This window comes from Photobacterium sp. J15 (genome assembly GCF_963870815.1).
Taxonomy (GTDB): Bacteria; Pseudomonadota; Gammaproteobacteria; order Enterobacterales; family Vibrionaceae; genus Photobacterium; species Photobacterium marinum.
Window position 1 is genome coordinate 1,620,815 of sequence record NZ_CAWMUI010000002.1, and the last position, 20,632, is coordinate 1,641,446.

The 20,632-nt window shown below is 46.9% G+C and carries 16 protein-coding genes; 3 read left to right on the forward strand and 13 right to left on the reverse strand.

The window, feature by feature from the left end:
* Nucleotides 1-89: 89 nt before the first annotated feature.
* Nucleotides 90-1,283, forward strand: a complete 1,194-nt coding sequence (locus AACQ93_RS24260; RefSeq protein WP_064609475.1) for an MFS transporter — start codon at nucleotides 90-92, stop codon at nucleotides 1,281-1,283.
* On the opposite strand, the gene AACQ93_RS24265 is transcribed toward AACQ93_RS24260, so the two are convergent.
* Nucleotides 1,258-4,113 carry an ATP-binding protein gene (locus AACQ93_RS24265; protein WP_064609476.1) on the reverse strand — a complete coding sequence of 952 codons (2,856 nt, stop codon included), beginning with the start codon at nucleotides 4,111-4,113 and terminating at the stop codon, nucleotides 1,258-1,260. The two genes, AACQ93_RS24260 and AACQ93_RS24265, sit on opposite strands and share 26 nt — an antisense overlap.
* A gap of 543 nt (nucleotides 4,114-4,656) precedes the next feature.
* Between AACQ93_RS24265 and AACQ93_RS24270 the strand changes: the two genes are divergently transcribed.
* Nucleotides 4,657-5,679, forward strand: coding sequence for a lipase family protein (locus AACQ93_RS24270; protein ID WP_064609477.1), 1,023 nt, complete (start codon nucleotides 4,657-4,659; stop codon nucleotides 5,677-5,679).
* A gap of 97 nt (nucleotides 5,680-5,776) precedes the next feature.
* Here AACQ93_RS24270 and AACQ93_RS24275 read toward each other — a convergent pair whose 3' ends face one another.
* Nucleotides 5,777-7,579: a methyl-accepting chemotaxis protein gene (locus AACQ93_RS24275; protein WP_064609478.1), complete on the reverse strand. Its 1,803-nt coding sequence runs from the start codon at nucleotides 7,577-7,579 to the stop codon at nucleotides 5,777-5,779.
* Nucleotides 7,580-8,202: 623 nt separating this feature from the next.
* On the opposite strand from AACQ93_RS24275, the gene AACQ93_RS24280 reads away from it, so the two are divergent.
* Nucleotides 8,203-11,328 carry a chondroitinase family polysaccharide lyase gene (locus AACQ93_RS24280; RefSeq protein ID WP_084419448.1) on the forward strand — a complete coding sequence of 1,042 codons (3,126 nt, stop codon included), beginning with the start codon at nucleotides 8,203-8,205 and terminating at the stop codon, nucleotides 11,326-11,328.
* A gap of 17 nt (nucleotides 11,329-11,345) precedes the next feature.
* On the opposite strand, the gene AACQ93_RS24285 is transcribed toward AACQ93_RS24280, so the two are convergent.
* From AACQ93_RS24285 to AACQ93_RS24335, 11 genes are all read right to left on the reverse strand, one after another.
* Complete coding sequence (locus AACQ93_RS24285) at nucleotides 11,346-11,873, reverse strand: YgjV family protein (protein WP_084419450.1); 528 nt, start codon at nucleotides 11,871-11,873, stop codon at nucleotides 11,346-11,348.
* Between the two features lie 119 nt (nucleotides 11,874-11,992).
* Nucleotides 11,993-12,718, reverse strand: a complete 726-nt coding sequence (locus tag AACQ93_RS24290; protein ID WP_064609481.1) for a CBM9 family sugar-binding protein — start codon at nucleotides 12,716-12,718, stop codon at nucleotides 11,993-11,995.
* A 96-nt stretch (nucleotides 12,719-12,814) separates the two neighbouring features.
* Complete coding sequence (locus AACQ93_RS24295) at nucleotides 12,815-13,864, reverse strand: glycoside hydrolase family 88/105 protein (RefSeq protein ID WP_064609482.1); 1,050 nt, start codon at nucleotides 13,862-13,864, stop codon at nucleotides 12,815-12,817.
* Between the two features lie 12 nt (nucleotides 13,865-13,876).
* Nucleotides 13,877-14,632, reverse strand: coding sequence for a 2-dehydro-3-deoxy-D-gluconate 5-dehydrogenase KduD (gene kduD, locus AACQ93_RS24300; RefSeq protein ID WP_064609483.1), 756 nt, complete (start codon nucleotides 14,630-14,632; stop codon nucleotides 13,877-13,879).
* Between the two features lie 82 nt (nucleotides 14,633-14,714).
* On the reverse strand, nucleotides 14,715-15,545 hold the full coding sequence (gene kduI / locus AACQ93_RS24305) for a 5-dehydro-4-deoxy-D-glucuronate isomerase (RefSeq protein WP_064609484.1): 831 nt from the start codon (nucleotides 15,543-15,545) through the stop codon (nucleotides 14,715-14,717).
* Between the two features lie 42 nt (nucleotides 15,546-15,587).
* Entirely contained in the window at nucleotides 15,588-16,748 is a 1,161-nt protein-coding gene (gene nagA, locus AACQ93_RS24310) for an N-acetylglucosamine-6-phosphate deacetylase (protein WP_064609485.1), read from the reverse strand.
* Between the two features lie 2 nt (nucleotides 16,749-16,750).
* Nucleotides 16,751-17,191, reverse strand: a complete 441-nt coding sequence (agaF, locus tag AACQ93_RS24315) for a PTS galactosamine/N-acetylgalactosamine transporter subunit IIA (RefSeq protein ID WP_064609486.1) — start codon at nucleotides 17,189-17,191, stop codon at nucleotides 16,751-16,753.
* Nucleotides 17,192-17,246: 55 nt separating this feature from the next.
* Entirely contained in the window at nucleotides 17,247-18,140 is an 894-nt protein-coding gene (locus AACQ93_RS24320) for a PTS system mannose/fructose/sorbose family transporter subunit IID (RefSeq protein ID WP_064609487.1), read from the reverse strand.
* Nucleotides 18,130-18,897, reverse strand: a complete 768-nt coding sequence (gene agaW, locus AACQ93_RS24325) for a PTS N-acetylgalactosamine transporter subunit IIC (RefSeq protein ID WP_064609488.1) — start codon at nucleotides 18,895-18,897, stop codon at nucleotides 18,130-18,132. The genes AACQ93_RS24320 and agaW overlap by 11 nt, the downstream gene beginning before the upstream one ends.
* Before the next feature lie 48 nt (nucleotides 18,898-18,945).
* Nucleotides 18,946-19,446, reverse strand: coding sequence for a PTS N-acetylgalactosamine transporter subunit IIB (gene agaV / locus AACQ93_RS24330; RefSeq protein WP_064609489.1), 501 nt, complete (start codon nucleotides 19,444-19,446; stop codon nucleotides 18,946-18,948).
* A gap of 18 nt (nucleotides 19,447-19,464) precedes the next feature.
* A complete protein-coding gene (locus AACQ93_RS24335; protein ID WP_064609490.1) occupies nucleotides 19,465-20,628 on the reverse strand; it encodes an SIS domain-containing protein in 1,164 nt (387 codons plus the stop codon).
* Between the last annotated feature and the right edge of the window lie 4 nt (nucleotides 20,629-20,632).

Below are 20,632 nucleotides of genomic sequence, written 5' to 3' on the forward strand. Positions count from 1 at the left end.
AGATTTTTCAGAAGTCTGAAATTTTCTACACAAGACTTAAATTTTTGTTGCTGGAAGACTGGAAACTATCAAATTCCGGAGTATCCACAATGAAAGAACATAGCTCAGGCACCCCATTAACGCTGTCGAGTATCCTTTTAATGGCAGTCGCTTGCTGCGTTATTGTCTCAAATATTTATTACAACCAGGCCATTCTGAACCTAATGCAGCAGACCTTTACTGACGATTCTGAACTGGTTTCTTTAGTCCCGTCGGCAACTCAGATTGGTTATGCTTTCGGCCTGTTTTTTCTGGTCCCGCTCGGCGATTGTATAGAACGGCGGCGCTTAATTCTGATCCAGGCAATTGTATTAAGTGGCTGCGTGCTAATCGTTGCTACATCGCCGAATGCTGAAGTTTTACTACTTTCTTCCTTTTTGATGGGTGTGACAGCAACGGTCGCTCAACAAATTGTACCGCTGGCCGCTTCTCTTTGTGCGCCGGAACACCGGGGAAAAACCGTCGGCATTATCATGAGCGGCGTGCTATCAGGTATTTTGGTCGGACGGATATTTGCAGGTATTGTCAGTGAGTTTTTCCCTTGGCAAACCGTATTTTATATCGGATTTACCATGACGCTGTTCATCATCGTTATGCTAAGTGTCATCTTACCGAAAACCCCGCCATCCAATTCACTCAGTTACATTGAACTGCTGACATCACTCTGGCAACTCTGGAAATCAGAACCGAAACTCCGTCATGCCACTAAAGTTCAGGCGGCGATTTTTGCTGCCTTTTGCGTTATATGGACGATTCTGCCTTTCTTGCTGATTAGCCAGTACCAGTTAGGTTCCGGAACGACCGGGATGTTCGCACTGATTGGCCTGGCCGGGATCCTGTGCGCACCTTTGGCCGGGAAATTCAGCGATAAATATGGTCCACGGATGATTGTGTTTGCCAGCTCGCTGGTTATGGCAGCTTCATGGGTTCTGTTTGGCTTAGAAAACAGCTTATATGGCTTGGTTCTCGGTATTTTCCTGCTCGATCTTGCTGAGCAATGTTCACTGATTGCCAACCAACATATTATTTATTCACTTAACCCGCAGGCAAGAAACCGCATCAATACATTATTCATGGGAGGGGTGTTTATCGGTGCGGCAATGGGTTCCGGTGGTGCAACACTAGCGTGGCAAACCGGTGGCTGGCCACTCACCTGTCTGCTTGGAATCGTGCTTTCATTGCTCGCAGTGGTGTTTTTTTTCCGCGAACGCAAAACAGTTAGCGCTGAAGTTCAAATTGGCTAAGTAACTGTTTAGCTGCTTTAAGGTCAGGGGTTATATGTTCATCCTCAGTGGCATGAATCACTGCGGATAACATCTTATAGGCCCTGACTTTGTCGCTACCTCCGCATTCAACCATTAACGGCACATAATCTATCGCTACACGCAGTTGCCAACCTTTTGCCTCCTGTTGCTGGGTCAAAGCCCATGCTTTTTCCAGCATTTCCCGACATTCCGACTCCAAACCTTGCTGTCGCAAAGCCAGCGCATTTACCCTCATAAACTCAGGCATCGCCCAATGTGATTGTCCGTCTGGGCCAGTATCTGTATTGATGAACTTCTTCACCACAGCAATTAAATCCGGACGTTCTGATTTCAGTGCGATATCCACCAGCAAGGTCGAGTATTGCCTGTCAAGACGAATCCGGCTCAGCTCATCGATCATCACATCCAGGTTGATACGGCTTTCCCCTATAGAGGTATTGGCCCACAACAGAAACAACTCACCGTAGGCTTTCCAGAACAAAAGCCCGTTCTCTGATGACAATCGAATCAGTTCCTGCGCCGATTCCACCACTTTCTCGACATTGCCATTAAGCGCCGCCGTCATACACTGACCTTCTGCCAGCGCACAGCAAAGTGAACAGATATGATCCAGGCTTCGGGCCTGTGCAACCGCCGCATCAGCCAAACACTCAGCAGAGTGAAACTCACCTTGTACCCACAACAAACGCGATAAGAAAGCCTGAGCAGCCGCTTTTTGATCAAGGCCAAAACGAAACGGGTGAGGTGGCAGGTGATGCGAGAACCAATTTAATGAAGTTTCGAGCAGTACTCTTGCATCCTTGTGCTGACCAAGAAAATGGCGCGATACACCTTCAATCCGCTGTCCCGTAGCATATGCTTCATCATCTTCACAATCATAGGCAAGCTGGGTCATCGCCATTGCGTGATTGAGTGATTGCTCAAGCACCCCAGTACGTAAAGAATAAAGCCACAAACCATAATGCGCCTGAAGCTGAACTTCGCTGTCGCCTGACGCCGCGCCTGAATCCAGAGCTTGCTGCCATGCCTGTCCTGTCGCCTCAACCGGGCCTTTTGCCCAAGTCAACGCCTTGCCCATAGCAGCCTGCAATGCCATTCTGTCGTAGGGTGACACCACCTGTTCTGCATTGTGGCGGGAAAAAAGTAATTCAAGATGTCGCTGGCACTCGTCATATAGCGAAAACGTAATCCAAAACGGCACCATGTTCTTTAATAGACAGATTCCCTGCTCAAAATCCCCTTCCGAGGATAATGCACGATTGAGCGCCGCGCGCATGTCATTAACACAATACTGATATTTTTGCCGCCATTGACGGGTCGGTAATACGTCCCAATCTGCTGATGCCAGTTGTGACATTTGCTCACAATATCGGGAGTGCGCCACATTCATTGCCTCAATATCTCCAGCAGCCAGCAGTTTTTCGGTCGCGTAGTAACGAATATTCTCCAAAAACCAATACTGAGCCTCACTGTCAGCCACATCTCGCTGGAGCAGTGAACGCGCAACCAGACTCTGCAACAAATCAACGACCTGCCACTGCTCCCCATCCTCTACACCCAGTAACAAACAGACGCTGAAAATGCTGAACTTGTCGGGAAACACTGACAGTTGTCTGAAAAACTGCTGCTCTTGCTCATCAAGCAGGCTATGCGTCCAGTCAATCGTTCCCTGAAGTGTGCGATGGCGAGGCAACGCCGTCCGACGACCGCCAGTTAATAAGCGAAAGCGATCATCAAGGCCGCGGCATATCTGCGACACACCTAATACTGCAACGCGCGCGGCTGCCAGTTCGATTGCCAGCGGAATGCCGTCAAGACGTCGACAAATGTCAGAAATCAACTGAACATTGCTCTCATCAGCTTTGAAATCATGGCTGGCTGCTACTGCGCGCTCACTAAATAACTGAACGGAAGAAAATGACTGAATTACCTCAATATCTGTTACTGAGCGCTCGGGGACAGATAGCGGCGGCAGGCGATAAACTCGTTCACCATCAATATTGATAGCTTCCTGGCTGGTTGCCAGAATAGTGAGATTAGGTGAGATCCGGAGTAACGACTCAGTTACCGTTGCCAACTCCTCCAATAAGTGCTCGCAGTTATCGATAATCAGCAAGCCACCCAAAGCAGAAAGCTGAGAGCTTCCCTCTACTGCCACTCCGGAGTACTCAATCTCGACACCCAATGCCGCAGCAATCGCTGACCAGATACGCTCACTGTCCTGCTCTCGGGCCATTTCCAGTAACCGAACATCACCACCCGATTGTGATAATTGCCAACCAATTTCCTGCGCCAGACGGGTTTTACCTGTACCACCGATACCAGTAATAGTGACAAGCCTGTGGTGACTGAGAAGTTCTCTGATTTCGGCCACAGCTACAGAGCGTCCAAGCAGCGCCGTTGCTGGCTGATGAATAGAATTGGAAGCTGCCTTTTTAGCGGAAGCTACAGTTTCCATTTTCGGTGTTGACTCGGTTTTGCCGAGGAAACGATAGCCGCGCCCGAATTCGGTCGAAATCAGCTTCCGATCTGCACCCAGCGCTTTACGTATCGCAGAAATTTGAGCCTGGAGGTTGTTCTCTTCAACAATTAAGCCATCCCACACTTGTTCTAGCAGTTCATCTTTACTTATCAGCTCACCTTGTGCTTCCACCAAAATTCGCAATACCGCGAAAGCACGGGTAGTCAGCGGTACAGACTGCCCTTGTTGCAGCAATAGCCCCAACTCTGGAAATAACTGCCAATCACCGAAGGTATAGCTCTTTGCCCCGGATATAGGAGGCGTTGATGAGGCGGAGTAGTTTGGCATTGGTGACATCCAGCAACAAGAGGGGTTTATTGGAAGTTTACATGATTGAAATGTTATTCGGTATTGGTATAAAACTCGTTAGATCACCACCAACATTCGTTACACCGTCACTCGACTCAGCAAAAGTAGAATATTTCCGTCCCCTTTAGTTATGTTGATTCCTGCTGAGACCAAGCGCTATCACCTCACAATGGCATAACGAAAAATATGTGATGCGATAAATTAAAGAGTTCAGGAAATTAAATTCTGACCTCTTATAATCCCTATCTATAAAAAAAAGTACAAACAGCGAATTCAGCCAGAAATGTAAAGCCGACATGACAACCGCTTTCAGGTATTTAGTTATTATAGATCACAAAAACAACACTATATATTTCATCACAAAAAACAGGACTAATATTGAATACAGTGATCGTGTGTGTTTCGAATTTATTAATTTATCTATTAATTACATCAAATTCCATTCACACATCACAATCAATTTTATCTGCATTACCTGAATATATTAATCATTAATACCGAATGTGATTCAAAGGTGGAATTATGGCTTATACCAAAGATCAACTCATGCTCGCATTCAGCTACATGAGCTATTACGGCATCACCCATACAGGCACAGCACAAGAAAATGCCGAACTCATCCTAAGCAAAATGAATCAGGCTTTAAAAGAATGGAAACCTTTTCAGGATGATGACTGGGAGGTTGTCTGGGGCCCGGCAGTTTATACCATTCCTTTTACTATCTTTAATGATGCCATGATGTACGTGGCACAAAAAAAAGGTGTTGAAGGTGAATATGTAATAGCCATTCGAGGTACTAATCCGGTATCGATTTCTGACTGGTTGTTCAATGACTTCATGGTAAGAAAAATGAAGAAGTGGCCATATGCATCTGTTGAAGGCCGCAAAATGAAAATCTCCAAGAGCACCAGTTATGGTCTTAAAACCCTGCAAAAACTGAAGCCTAAATCAGGTATTCCCGGCGAAGGGAAAACTGTTCTGCAATTCCTGAACGAGCAGATTGGTGAAGAGGGTGAAGCCAAAGTCTGCGTTACAGGGCACAGTAAAGGCGGCGCATTATCCTCCACTATGGCGTTGTGGTTGAATGACATTCAGGGTAAAGAGCTCTCCCCTAACATCGACATTTCAACTGTACCATTTGCCGGACCAACAGCAGGTAACGCCGCTTTTGCCAATTACTTTGATGATCAGCTTGGTGATAAATGTTCCCGTATTGCTAACTCATTAGATATAGTGCCATATGCATGGAACACGAAATCGCTGAAAAAACTGAAGTCATTATATTTATTTGAGCTGCCACCGGTATTGCCTTCGCCATTCCAGCGGGCTTTAATCACAGGGATGATTGCCGAAACCAAGTTCAAAAAATACAAACAAATAAAAGCTGAAACTCCAGCGTTGGAAGGCCATTTCAATCCATTATTAATTGAATACTTGGTGCAAGCAGCATATCAACATGTTGTCGGCTATCCGGAACTCATGAATATGAAGGATGATATTCCTTTAGCTGACATCTTCGAAGATGCCATTGCGGGTCTGTTGTAAGGCCACTTAAGGTATCTCAGCAAAGATATCTTAATTAAGCCCCCCGCCTTTGAAAAGGCGGGGGGCTTTAAATATCGATAGTGTGTCCCTTAATTATTTAAGACAATCGAAACTTCGACATATGAACATTAATTTCATCCTTGCATTGAGATAACTGGCGCGCAGTTTTCTCAAGCTGTTCAGCAGTATCTGACGATTGGCGGGTTATACCAACAATCACCTGCATACTTTCATTGAAAGATTCAGCCGTCACATTTTGTTCAACAGATGCTGATGACAAATTAATAGCTTGCTCAGCCACATTGTTAATCAGCTCCGAGACATCACCAAGATGGGTACCAATATCATTGACCTGTTGACGGGATGACAACATAGACTGTCGACTCTGCTCCATAACCGTCACAGCCTGAGAAGCATCATGACGTAACGCTTCAATAATGGTGTGGATCTCCTGAGTCGATGCCTGAGTGCGCTGTGCCAGCAATCGAACTTCATCCGCAACAACAGCAAAACCACGCCCCTGCTCCCCAGCCCGGGCAGCCTCAATCGCTGCATTCAATGCCAGCAGGTTAGTCTGATCGGAAATACTGCTTATCACCTCAAGAACTGAACTGATATTTTCAGTTCCCTGCGCCAACTGCTGAACCACTCCGGAAGCATCTGTAATATTGGCATCAAGGTGACGAATATCTTCAATTGCCGTATCAGTCACCTGACTACAACGCACGATCAACTGCTGACTCTGACTGACACTTTCAGCAACTTCGGTCACACTGCTGCTAATTTCGCTCATTGTAGCGGTCAACTGAGTCATCGCAGTTGCCACCAGCTCAGATTCCGATAACTGTTTTTGTGCCCCACTGTTATTGTGCTCTGCTATCGTTCCCATTTCTGCTGTCATGGTATTTAACAGTTCAAGGTTGTGGCTGATATCGCCAACCATATGGCGCAGTGAATTCATCATATGGTTAATCGCTTTAGACAAACTTGCCAGTTCATCACGAGCCTCTGACGATAATTGGTGATAAAGCTCACCATCGGCTAAACGTTCAACGATGCTGATTGTCGTCTTAACAGGATTAACCACTGAACGAGTGATAACCAAACCAATAACAAAACTGGCAATAACAGCAGACAGGCACACAGCAATACCAACCACCGCGCTAAGCTGCTTGTCTTTCGCCATTTGCAGCTCAACATTAGCAACCAATGATTTAGCGCTATCACGAACTTTTGTGGCAGCTTTAAGCATTATTTCTCGGGTTTCAACCGACTCTTTCACCAAGCTACCAACCTGACTAAGCTTATTACGATAATTCTTAATTTCTGACGGAGGTACATAATTTGCCCACAGGCTTAAATCACCTTCCCACTCATTAAGTAATGCCGGATCCAGCGACAATTCCGTCTGGGTCCGAGCCTGTTCCAATCGTGCCAGCAATAACTGAGCAGAATCTGCCAGATATTGATCCGCCCATAACTTCTCAGCATCAACCATCTGTTTTGTGAGGTCTTTAATACTGCTTACTTGCTGATTAAACTGATCGAACTCTTTGCCGTACTCAATACTGGCCGCTTCAAACTGATCGACCAAAGCACGATCCTGCTCATTACTAAAAAGTACCTTACTGGCAACAAAATTATCCAGATTAACCTTATGCCACTTTTTAAAACGCTGAGCATAAACCGGATCTCGCGTATTGAGGTAGTTATTTTCCAGCACCTGTAATCCGAATACCTCGCGAACACCAACATTGGCTGCATTCAACTGATTAATTCCATTATCGGTTACCCAACGGGCACGTAGGCCTTCTCCGAAGACCAGTAACAGCATCATGATAATAATCGCAAATCCCACCCCAAGCCGTTTGCCGAAACTGTACTGATCTAACCGAAACATTTTTTCTCCTAAGAATATAAAACCGTATTAATATAAAAATGAGTTTCACAAAGCTTAATTATTTTTCGAATTACGGCAGATATTAATATCCGTTACTTCGACAATTTAATATGCATGCATAGTAATTTGATTTTCACTCATTGACTGTGATGAAAACCACACAACGAAAACAAACGAAAGAGAACAAAAGAACCCATTCCTTAGAACTCCTCATCACTAAAAGGCCTTAAAAATCAACGACCAATAGAAATAAGGCGCAAAATCCCTGCTCTATACGCTACTCTTATAGCTAAACACACATCACATTTTTGCCATATCACTGAGTACCAGCTATATCAAAACCAAAAAACGAAAGCTAACATAAGGCAAAGCACAGAATAGTGAAAACAAAAAACAACAGTTTTTCAGGAGAATCGGTTTTGTAAAAAAAATAATTAAGCTACTGATTTAAATAAAGTTAAATAGAGAAAGACAAGTACAACGTAATTCAAACATTCAAAGATGCTGAAAAATAAACAGATACCATTAATAAATAACGATTCCGGACGCATTATGACTTAGCCGTAAAGGCTTTATTATCTGCGCGCTTTCAGGCACGGAATAAAAACTCAGGGTTATTCGAAATGAAATTAAAATATGCCTTACCTACTTCAAAGGTAATGGGCAGGAAGGTTGTTACAGCCTTTATCTTATCGGCAGGTCTGAGCGGGTATAGCTACGCTTCTAACCTTCAGTCTCAAATAATTAGCTTCGAAGAGCTGAATAAACCGAATTGGATAACAGCAAGTAACTACCAGTTAAGTCAGGCCCGAGCCATCCATGGGGAGCAATCCTTACACTGGCAATGGACTAAAGGTGACGCTCTGACAATTGACCATAGCTTCACTCGCCTGACGGATTCACAGGCCACCTCAGCCTATGGACGAGGCGCAACCCAGGTATTATCCTTCTGGTTGTATAACCCGACAGCTGTAGACGACACCCTGACGGTAGAACTGGCCGACAACAACGCAGAGAATGCCTCCCGTTTTACAGTCAACCTAAATTTCACCGGCTGGCGTGCTATCGGGGTATCTTTGAATGACGACTTCACCCCAGCGGTCACAGATCAATTAGCAAAGCTGACATTTCATGCACCATCTTCATCAAGCGCTAGCGCCGGCTCTTTGTATATCGACCGGATAATGGTTTCTGTTGATGACAACCGCTACCAATGGTCAGACGATCAGGTTACGACACGCTATAACCTACCTGAAATCAACTTTGCCTTAGTGGATAACCTGCCAGTTCCAACTCAGGCTGAACTCGATGATGCAGCAATCGTTAAACAAACCCTGATCAACGAATTTAGTGGCAACCCTGGCAGCCTGAGCAGCCTTGAAACCCGCTTTCGAGAATTTGGCATCAGTAAAGACAGCAACGGCAATATTACCGGCCGCCATGTTCTTACCGACAAGCAACAAGTGATTTATCAACCAACCCATCTGTCGGCGGCAGACAAAACAGATTTCGATGACTACGTCCTGCTCGGCGACTCAGACAGCAAAGGCAATAAGCTGACGGGCTACGCTCAGCTAATGCTGGATATCGCCAAAGCTTATAACAACCCGGCATTCAGTGCCGACAAGCAACAACTGGCAGAAATATACCGCCTGATGACCGAACATCTGCTGGATCAGGGCTTCGCCGATGGCAGTGCGTTGGTGACCAGTCACCACTGGGGATATAGTGGCCGCTGGTGGTATATATCAGCCTTGATGATGGCCGATGAACTGGCCGCCAACCACCTATTACAACCAACGTATCGTGCCTTGCTGTGGTTCTCCCGCGAATTTAAAGACAGCTTTGATATGGCACTGAACAGCGGTAGCTCTAACCTCGACTATTTCAATACCTTGTCGCGCCAACACCTCGCCCTGCTGTTACTCAACCCGGATGACAGCGAACGTATTGCGCTACTGCACAAATTCTCAACCTTCTTCTCCGGCGCACTCAGCCAGACACCACCGGGAACCAATGACGGTTTACGCCCGGACGGTACAGCCTGGCGTCATAACGGCCATTACCCCGGTTATGCATTCCCGGCTTTCGAAAACGCAGCTCATGTGGCCTATATCCTCAAGGGAACAGGATTCAGCCTCAGAAATGACGCTCTTAATAACCTCAAGTCGGTAATGGTTGCGGGCTGGCATTACAGCAACCCTTATGTGCCCCTTGCTTTATCCGGCAGGCACCCGTTTACTGATCTCAGCGTAAACCGCTACAGTAACGGACTAAAATGGCTGGCTAACAGTTATCCAGCCATTGATGAAGAACTGGCGGCAATTTATCTTCAGGTCACGAATACTCATCAACAGCAAAGCTCCGCAATTTTCGGCAAAAGTATTATTCCGGCTTCATTGCCAGAGGGGAGCTGGAGCTATAACGGCGGTGCCTTTGCCATCCACCGCAACGGCAGCCGCATGGCTGTGTTCAAAGGCTATAACAAAGATGTCTGGTCATCAGAAATCTATACCAACGATAACCGTTATGGCCGTTACCAGAGCCACGGCAGCGTCCATGTGATCCCATACGGTGATCCGACTCAGCTGGGTTACAAACAAGAAGGTTGGGACTGGAACCGAAATCCGGGCACGACAACAATTCATCTGGATTATGATGAACTGGAAAGCCCGAGAACTTCAACCCTGATGGTTCGCTCTGATGATGGGATCAGCGGTTCGGCGTCACTGAAAGATCGCTACAGCCTGTTTACTTTCAAACATAAGGCCCCACAGACACTCAGTAACTTTGAGCCTTCATTTGAAGCAGAAAAGCATGTGTTGGCCGCCGGAGATAAGTTGTTCCTGACCGGAACCGGGATCAGTAATTCAGACGGTACAAACCGGACTGAAACGACGCTGTTTCAGCTCGCTATTGGTAATAATCCTGATGGATTGTGGATTAACGGTATCAATCATAAAGAGGCCGACTTTTCTGCAACTCTATCAGCCGGAGACTGGTTAATTGATGATAACAAGGTTGGTTACTACCTGATTGAAGCAGACAATGTTCAGGTACGCCGGGGCAGTCAGGTATCTCGTCATAACAAAACCAAGGCTCAAACTTCGGGAGAATTCTCATCTGCCTGGATTGATCATGGTGTTGCACCAGATAATGCCAGCTATCAATATGTGATGGTGATAGAAACGACACCGACAGAAATGACTGCGTTTGCCAATACAATGAAAAGTTCACCGCAGTACTCAGTACTGGAACGCAACGGAAACGATCAGGTTCTGTTTGACCAAAGCAATCAACTTTATGGCTACAGCAGCACAAATTCTGCAACTTTCACTCAGGGCCCGGTTAAGATGATCGGCACCACAGCCCAGGTGTTAGCCCAGCTAATCGATAAAGAAGCCTATCTGAGTATTGCCTCACCAGAGTTGAACCTTCAACAAAACGACCAACCGACACCACCGATCACGATAGTGGTTGAAGTTGATGGTAAGTGGGATATCAACGCCCTGACCGCTTCACAGTCTTATTCACACCTGAATGGTAAGACTCGAATTACTGTTGAAAGCCAATTTGGCAACTCAGTCAACCTGACGCTCACCCAAGACGGCGGCAACAGTAATAGCGGCCAGAGCGGTGATAAAAACGGCGATGATAACAACAAGAGTGGCAGCTCAGGAGGAGGTTCAAGCAGCCCGTTAATGCTCTCCTTACTCGGCCTGTTTGGATTGCTCCATCGCCGTCGCTAAAAACGAATACGGAATAGCTACTTCACCAAGCCCTCGCCTGCGAGGGCTTTTTTATCACAGTAAAGACGATACAAAGTAATGGCATTCATCGTCGCGCTACAGACCTCAAGCAAGGAGCCGCCAATTGATCCCAGGGCGATATTATTTCCCAGCCACAGCAAAGAACCGGTCAAAAGTCCCAAACGCAGTTTTATCCCTTCTAACATAAAGAGCGAGTAAGTCCCCACACAAATACCTGTGACGCCCAGGACTTCACTCGGGCGCTGAATTGAAAAATAACCGGCAATACTGAACATCATGAAAACCATCATCACCCACTTTGAGCGAACCTTAATGGTAATCAGGTTTCTGACCATAGACACGACAGCACAGAACGCCGAAGAAAATGACTGCAGTAACAGAAAATGAATCGCGTTCATCAGGCACAGTACAGCCATCCATAATTTCAATTTACGGTCGGTTTTCTGATAGAAAGCATATAAGCCGATGGCAAAGCTGAAAAAGCCAAACAGCTGCGCCAACAAATACGTGTTTTGAAGTGCCATGATGAACACATTTCCTGTTCTAAGTATTTATTCAAGGGTATTACAAACGAAAAAGCCTCTCCCCCATGCCGCCGAGTCCAACCAGGCGGCATGAAGAAGAGGCTTAGAAATAGCAGTATTTATTTCACCAGCTTACAGGAGCCGAAAGTACCTGGATTATGGAAGTTTGGTTTCGCTGTTTGCGGATCAATCCATGTCATCCAGCCCATATCCAGGCTGCCATCCTGCTTTGGCGTAAATTCAGCACGCATCAGTGCACACAGAAGTTCTGACTGAGCGTCATCCTGCCAAAGCTCCAGGTCAGTGATCGTTGCCATCGGCAATTTCGCTTCAACTACATATCCATTTTCAGTAATGCTCGCCTTAGTCACCAACCCCGGCCAGTTCCAGTTGCTGTCCAGCTTTACACGCTTCTTCTTCGTCATATCGTAAGCAGCATCTGCGCTGAACACGCGAGCTTTCGGGTCGATCTCCATCGTATAGTAGCTGGACAATTGCGGATTTTTTGCCAGGAAAATTTCAGCACGATCCGAATCCAGCACTGCTCGCTCTGGATCAGTACCAACAGCAAGGTTCTGATCTTCCAGAACATAGCGGAAATACAGCGCATCACGATCCCACAAAGCACGAAATTCGGTGTCCGGTGCCGCGTCTGCACGCCAAGGGAAAGTAAAATCCGTCAGCGGTTGTGCATTATTCCATGCTGCATCAGTGCCGTTACCATCAATCACAGGTACTTGTTGGGCAAAGCGAATCATGTACTGAGAGTTAGCATCCCCTGCAGTTGAATGAAACGCCACAAGGCTTCCCAGCAAAATGGCAGATAATCCCCAAACCTTTTTCATCACATCTTTCCTTATTGATTTTATTAAATAAAAAAGCTGACCTTATCGAAATAAAATCAGCTTTTTGTTTCTTCACGTTACGTACAGGTCACCTGCTCAGTCTGCGAGATGAACCATTTCGGTTGCCGCCAGCATGAATGCACCCGCACCGTAATCGATATTGTGTTCAAACTTCACATCACGCGGATTAAACGCAGGCAACTGAACCCAACCGATCATACCATTATCATGAATTGCGCCCTGCAATGCCGCCCAGGCCTTTTCGACAACTGGCTGGTAGGTTTCCTGATCCAGCAGTCCGTTGTTAATGCCCCAGGTAAGGCCATAACAGAACAGCGAGGTTGCACTGCTTTCCGGTGCTGGGAAACTCTCAGGATCCAACAAGCTGGTACGCCAGAATCCGTCTTCCTGCTGATACTTGATCACTTCAGCCGCAAGTTCAGTAAACAGATTCAGGTACTTCTGGCGATGTTGATAATCTTCCGGCATTCGTGCTATCAGGCGTGGCACCGCTGCCAGAACCCAGCCAATTCCGCGACTCCAGAACACCTTCTGACCATTAGCTTCACGTAACTCATTGCCATTGCCGTCAGGGATATAACGGTGATCACGATAAAACAGACCTGTTTCTGTATCCAACAAGTGATCCACAGAATCCCAGAATGCCGCATTCATATAGTCAAGGTACTTACTGTCACCAGTTTGCTGAGTCAGGGCAGCAAATGAAGGCGGGGCCATAAACAGAGAATCACACCACCACCAGTCTTTACGACCCGGTTCAGGATTCTCTACCATCAGCTCCAGAGCTTTAATGGTTGGCTCCAGCGCTTCTGGCTGGTTTACCACCGGATAAACATCCAAGTACGCCTGACAGCAAATATGATCATCAGCAAAGCGGGCATTCGGGCCAGTACGGAAACCAGTATGCAGCGCATAGTTCATTACGCCGTCCAGATATTCATTATCATCCGTTGCCTTCCATGCTGCTGATACACATGACCAGAACACCCCGCGTTCCCAGTCGGTATCTTTAATAAAGCGGGTTTTGCCGCTTCGGCGGATCACACTGCGGGTTTGATTGGCGGCCTGATAGCGGTAAACCCGCTTCATCAGGGTCAATACGTCCTGTTTGATGCCCATTGCCATATCAACCACTCCTTAACGTGCCAACCAGCCACCATCAACTGCGATGGTATAACCGTTCACATAATCACTGGAGCTTGATGCCAGGAAGATTGCCGGACCGGCAAGATCAGAAGGCAGCCCCCAACGGTTCGCCGGAATACGCTCTAAGATTGCAGCATTACGAGCTTCATCGGCACGAAGTGCTGCAGTGTTATCTGTCGCCATATAACCCGGAGCAATCGCGTTTACATTAATATTGTGCTCTGCAAGCTCTGTAGCCAACGCACGTGTCAGGCCCATCACAGCTGACTTACTGGCAGTGTAGGAAGGAACACGGATGCCACCCTGATATGACAACATCGATGCAATATTAATGATCTTGCCGCCGTTACCCTGTTTGACGAACTGCTTGGCAACAGCCTGAGACAGGAAGAAAACTGTCTTCTGGTTGATGTTAATTACGTCATCCCAGTCCTTTTCAGAGAAATCCAGAAGATCTTCACGGCGGATAATACCGGCGTTATTCACCAGAATGTCTACATGGCCCATCACTTCTACAGCTTCGGCAACCAGTTGTTCCAGGCCTTCCTGTGCCATCAGGTTGGCGGTAATGTAATGAAACTTGCGGCCAAGCGCTTCTACCTGAGCCTGTGTTTCAGGCGCTTCAATGTGGCCGACACCAACAATATCTGCCCCCGCCTGAGCCAGACCAAGGGCCATTCCCTGACCAAGGCCGGTATTACAACCTGTAACGATGGCAACTTTGCCTGATAGATCAAACATGTTCATTTGGAGTTCCTGCTAATGATGTCTGTCGAAATGGCACCGAATTGCTGCATACCGATGCCACTACATAAGTTAATAGGAAGGGTTACTTCAGGTCGCTCATCGCAACATGGTCCATATCGTGGAAGGTTTGGTTTTCGCCAACCATGCTCCAGATAAATGTGTATGCCGCCGTACCGACACCGGAGTGAATTGACCAGCTAGGGCTGATCACCGCCTGCTCATTGCGCATTACGATGTGACGGGTTTCCTGTGGCTCACCCATATAATGGAATACAAGATTGTCGTCTTTCATATTGAAGTACAGATACACTTCCATACGACGCTCGTGGGTGTGGCAAGGCATAGTGTTCCACAAGCTGCCCGGCGCCAGTTCAGTCATCCCCATCAGTAGCTGGCAAGTTGGCAGTACCGCCGGATGCAAATACTTGTTGATAGTACGAACGTTACAGTTTTCCTGACTGCCCAGCGTTTCCGGAGAAGCATCTTCGCGGGTAATTTTACGAGTCGGATATGTCATATGAGCCGGAGCACTATTTACATAGAAACGTGCAGGCTTTTGTGCCGAAACACTGGAGAACTTAACTTCTTTAGCACCTTTACCGACATAAATCGCTTCACGGTGACCGATTTCATACGTTTCACCGTCAACGATGACTAACCCAGGTTCGCCGATATTGATAGCACCCAATTCACGACGCTCAAGGAAGAAATCCACCCCGATTTCCTTGCCGCCTTCCAGAACCAGCTCATCCGTTGTCGGTACCGCACCGCCGACAATGATTCGGTCGATATGGCTGTATGTCAGCTTGATCTGACCTTCCTGGAACATATCTTCAATCAGAAACTGCTCACGCAAACCTTCAGTATCCAGTGTCTTAGCGTGTGCACTATGAATAGGTTGACGAATTTCCATGTAAAACCTCTTATTCTTTTGTTATGGCAGGATCTTCAGCGGCTATTTAATGGCTGCTGTCTGATAGGCCCATTGACCTTTGATTAATGTGCCCTGCACCTGTAATTCTTCATTCATCACTGTCAGACTGGCCTCCATACCCTCGGCAATAACGCCAAGTCGATCAGCAAGCCCAAGGTAATTAGCTGGAACAGCCGTGGCCATCTGCACCGCTTCCCAAACCGGAACGCCGGTCTTGAACACCATATTGCGCAGCGCCTGATCCAGGCTGCAGGTACTGCCTGCAAGTGAACCGCAAGGGCTGCGAGCTTCACCGTCAGTCACAGTGATCGTCTGTGCGCCAAGCTGGTATTCACCATCGTCAAGACCTCCAGCACGCATACAGTCAGTAATCAAGGCTATTCCCTGATATCCCTTCACCCGATAAGCCAGCTGCATCATCACCGGATGAACATGAATGCCGTCAGCAATCAGTTCGGCCAGCATGTCGTGATAAAGTACCGCACCACAGCAGCCCGGTTCGCGATGGTGAAGGCCGCGCATACCGTTGAACAAGTGAACGCCGCAATCAGCCCCCCGATTAAAGGCATCAGTAACCTGTTCAAAAGTGGCATCAGTATGGGCGACCGATGTTTTGATGTTGTTTTCTGCCAGCCAACTGATAGCGTCCATCGCTCCGTCAGCTTCCGGAGCAACCGCCGTGCGGATCAGAGAGTCACCGGCTGCGCCTTTCAATTGCTCCAGTTCATTAATTGTTGGCGATTTCAAATACGCCGGAGGATGAGAGCCCCGATGTGGCTCGGTGAAATATGGCCCTTCAAGAAAGCTTCCCAGTAGTTCAGCTCCCTGTTGCTGCGGCTGAGCAATGTAATGTCGAACCTGCGAAAGCGCTCTGAGAATATCCTGCCAAGGTGCTGTTACTGTGGTGCCCACCCAGCCAACCACTCCGGTTTCTGGCAGAGCATCCGCAATTTGCTGCAATGCTTCGCCCGTTGCATCCATCACGTCCGCTCCCTGGCGACCGTGAATATGAATATCAATAAAGCCCGGCATCAAAGACTGCCCTTCAAGACGAGTAACCACACAATCTGTCGGCGGCTGAGAAGTCAGGGATTCAATTTTTCCTTCAGCAATAATGACATAGGTATCAGTCACAATGCCTGCCGGGGTAAAAACCCGATCCGGAAGTAAAGCGTAACGCATGGTTATAGTCCGTCTTCACATTCTGCCGGCTCCGGTTCCATCACCGCTTCCAGCTCTTTACGCATGTCCTGAACACAAGAAGTACCGATTTCAATCAATGTTGCCGCCAGCTCTTTTAGCTCTGCGCCATCACGTTCAAAAGCGGCATTAGCAATCATTGGCAGGTTGGCACCGGCAACCAGCTCAACATTGGCTGTATCCATCATGATTGAAAGCGCACGGTTACACGGCGAACCACCTGGAATATCAGTCAGGAACAACACACCTTCACCGGAATCCACTTCTTTGGCAGCCTGGCGCAGGCGCTCTTCAAGCTGCTCTGTTGACATAGTTTCAACGAAATCGATAAAAGCCATCTGTTCTTGCTCACCGGCAATCGCTTTGACTGCCGACTGCATACCTGTGGCGTAGTTAATGTGGCCCGAAACAACAATACCAATCATCTGAAAATCCTTGATGAGGGGGGGAATCGCTCCCCCCGTTTTATCGAATAGTGACTTAGAAAATACCCAGGGAGTGGCCGACAACACCGGCAGCCAGGGTTGAGAAGATAAGAACCGGTGGTTTAGCCCAGAAACCAGTACCCTTCACCAGCTTGAACATAATGAACACCAGGACCAGCGGCAGCAGGTTCGGCATAATCTTGTCGAACAGCGCACTTTGCAGTTCGACCACCTTGCCACCGAGTTCGAGCGAGGCCGTGGTCTTCACCCGTATGAAGGTGGCCGACAAGGCACCGATAACAAAGATACCCATGATATTGGCCGCTTTCGCCAGCTTCTCGGTCGCATCACTCATGCTCACCATTGCAGCAGTACCAGCTTTGTAGCCCATGAACATCAGGCCGAAGTAAACTGCAAAGTGAACAATCTGGTACAGGAAGAAGAACACAAACGGACCAGCAATCGAGCCATCCATTGCAATCGACGCCCCCAGAGCCAAAGTCAAGGGCATCAGGGTCATGTGGTCGATAGCATCACCGATACCACCTGTCGGACCCATACCGGCAACTTTCATCACGTTAACTGTCGACGGCTTTTCCTTGTTCTCTTCCATCGCAATGGAAGTACCCAGTAGAAAGGTAAACAGTTTCGGACTGGCGTTGAAGAACTGAAGATGGTTCTTCAGCGCCTTGGCTAAGTCACGCTTATTGTTACCATGGATCTTCTTCAGCGCCGGGATAATTGAGTAAGCAAAACCACCCGCCTGCATACGTTCGAAGTTGAAGTTACCTTCCATGAACAGGCCGCGAATAGCACAAACCATCAGGTCTTTTTTGGTGATTACTTTTCGCGGTGTGGTGTCTTCGTATGAATCAATATCATCAACTAGACTTTCCTGAACCTTGGTATTCTTGTCGGCTAGAGTGCCTGCAGTGATATCAGATGCCATCTTCGAATTCCTCTACTTGATTAGTTGTATTTCCGTTACTTCCGCTGAAGAAGTAGTACAGTGCTGCTGCTGACGCACCCAGGATAGCGACCGCCATAATTGGCAGTTTCAGATAAGTTGTCATCACGAAACCGATGAAGAACACACCAGCCACTTCCTTGGACCACATAATTTTAAGCAGCATGGCAAAGCCGATAGCAGGAACCATCTTGGCACCGATACCCAGACCTTCCAGCAGGACTTTAGGTGCGTTTTCATCAATCCATGCCGCAGCATGTTCACCGAAGTAAACGGTAATGAAGGCAACCACTGCGTATAACAATGAACGTAGAGAAATGGTTGTAATCAGTAGTCGATCAATACCCGCAGAATCACCGCGCTCTGCATATTCATCAGCCTTACCCATAGTGAATGAAGTCAGGGCGAAGAAACCGATGACTAGCATCTGCATCAGAACCGCGATAGGCATACCCACACCCATTGCTACTTCCGCTGACTGGCCAGTCATTACTGCAAATGCAACTGCAGCAATGGTACCCATAGTGACATCTGGCGGCTGAGCACCTGCGTTAGGCACCAAGCCTAACCAAGCAAGTTCCAGGGTTGCACCGGCAATCAGGCCGATTTGCATATCACCCATGATCAGGCCAACAACCGGGCCTGTGATTAACGGGCGGTGAATATTCAACGCGACATCGTATTTATCGATACCACAGAAGAACGCCCATATTGCAACAAGCGAAGCTACGAAAAACATGATTTATTCCTTTTTTAAATCTCTGTTTAAAGGGAGGTTCGGGGGCGCTTATGCGCCCACCGTAGCAAGTTCAAGTACATCTGCCGGAGCCTGATCCGGCGTATTCTGAACCGTACAGGTCACGCCTCGTGCAACAAGGCGTTCAAAAGCATTAATGTCTTTGTCGTCAACAGATACTGTTTTGGCGATCTGGCGCTTACCGTCATGGAAATGCATGTTGCCAACATTACAGTGAGTAATTGGCACCCCACCCTCAGCAAGGCGCGCTACGTCTTCAGGACAGTTACATAGAATGAAAATTTTCTGCTGTGGTGATGCCTTATGAATAACATCAATGGTTTTCTGGATAGAGAAAAAACGAACAGCATATTCACCACCAGCTGAGGCTTTCATACCAGCCTGCATAAATGCAGCATTAGGACCTTCAGCAGCTTCGTCATTAGCAACCAGAATTAAATTCGCTTCGGTATGTTTACCCCAGGTAATTCTAATTTGACCATGCAGAAGACGCTCATCAATTCGCGTCCATACAATATTTGGTGACGTCATAGTATTTAACCTTTTTATTTAATTATTGAATTTATGGATAGTAACGCCCTGAACAACCCGATTAACTTCACCTGTCGGACATGGGTTATCCGGTGTATTACCTAAAACTAATGAACGATGAAAAGCATATAATTGAGCAATCAACATATATGGGAACAGCAATTCAACATCTTTTGCTGAATCCATATTATCGACTAAAATATATTCACCCTCAGTTACGACTTCATCTATTTGAGCGGTTACTGCAACAACATAATTAGCAATATTGTCACGTCGAATTTCTTTCAATAAATCCAAATCATATTTTCGTGTATATGGATCGTTAGAAATATAAACAACGATAATTGTTTTATTATCTACAATAGATTTCGGTCCGTGACGGAAACCCAGAGGAGAATCAAAACAAGCAACAACTTTACCGGCTGTTAATTCAAGTAGCTTTAATGCAGACTCCTGAGCTAAACCTTGAAAACATCCACTCCCCAAATAAATCACTCGGTTCGCATCCCGTTGTGACATAGTACTGATTAGGGAATTAATTTCTTTGATCAATGCCTCAGAACACTTACAAAATCTTTCGATTTCTTTCGAAAACTCATTTCCATTAGCAAAAACTGAAAATGCAGCGACCATCATCGAAGAGAAACTTGAAGTCATCGCAAACGACTTGTCATTGGTTTCTTCAGGCATAAGCAAAGCAAACGAACGCTTATCACTACTGCATCGCTGATAGAGTTCACCTTTACTGTTACAGGTCAGGATCAGGTGGTAACAATTGCTAAGGCACTGATTTGCAAGCTCAACAGCTGCAACACTTTCTGGACTGTTACCTGAGCGGGCAAAAGAGATCAGCAAAGTAGGAATATCTTCTGCAAAGTACTGATACGGATTAGAAACAATATCTGTTGATGCTATTGCTTCGACACGGCAACCTGTAACTTTCGATAAAACAGGTGCTAATGCGCGGCCTGCAAACGCAGATGTACCAGCACCGGTCAAAACAATGCGTAACTCAGGGTGAGCCAGAACCGATTCCATGAAAGCATTGATAACAGGACGACACTCATCAATAATTGCGTAGGTTTTTTTCCAGCAGTCCGGTTGTTGTTCAATTTCTTTTGCTGTCCAAAAAGCTTTTAAGCTATCAAGATCATTTTCAGCAAAACCTAAATGTTGTTCCATGGTG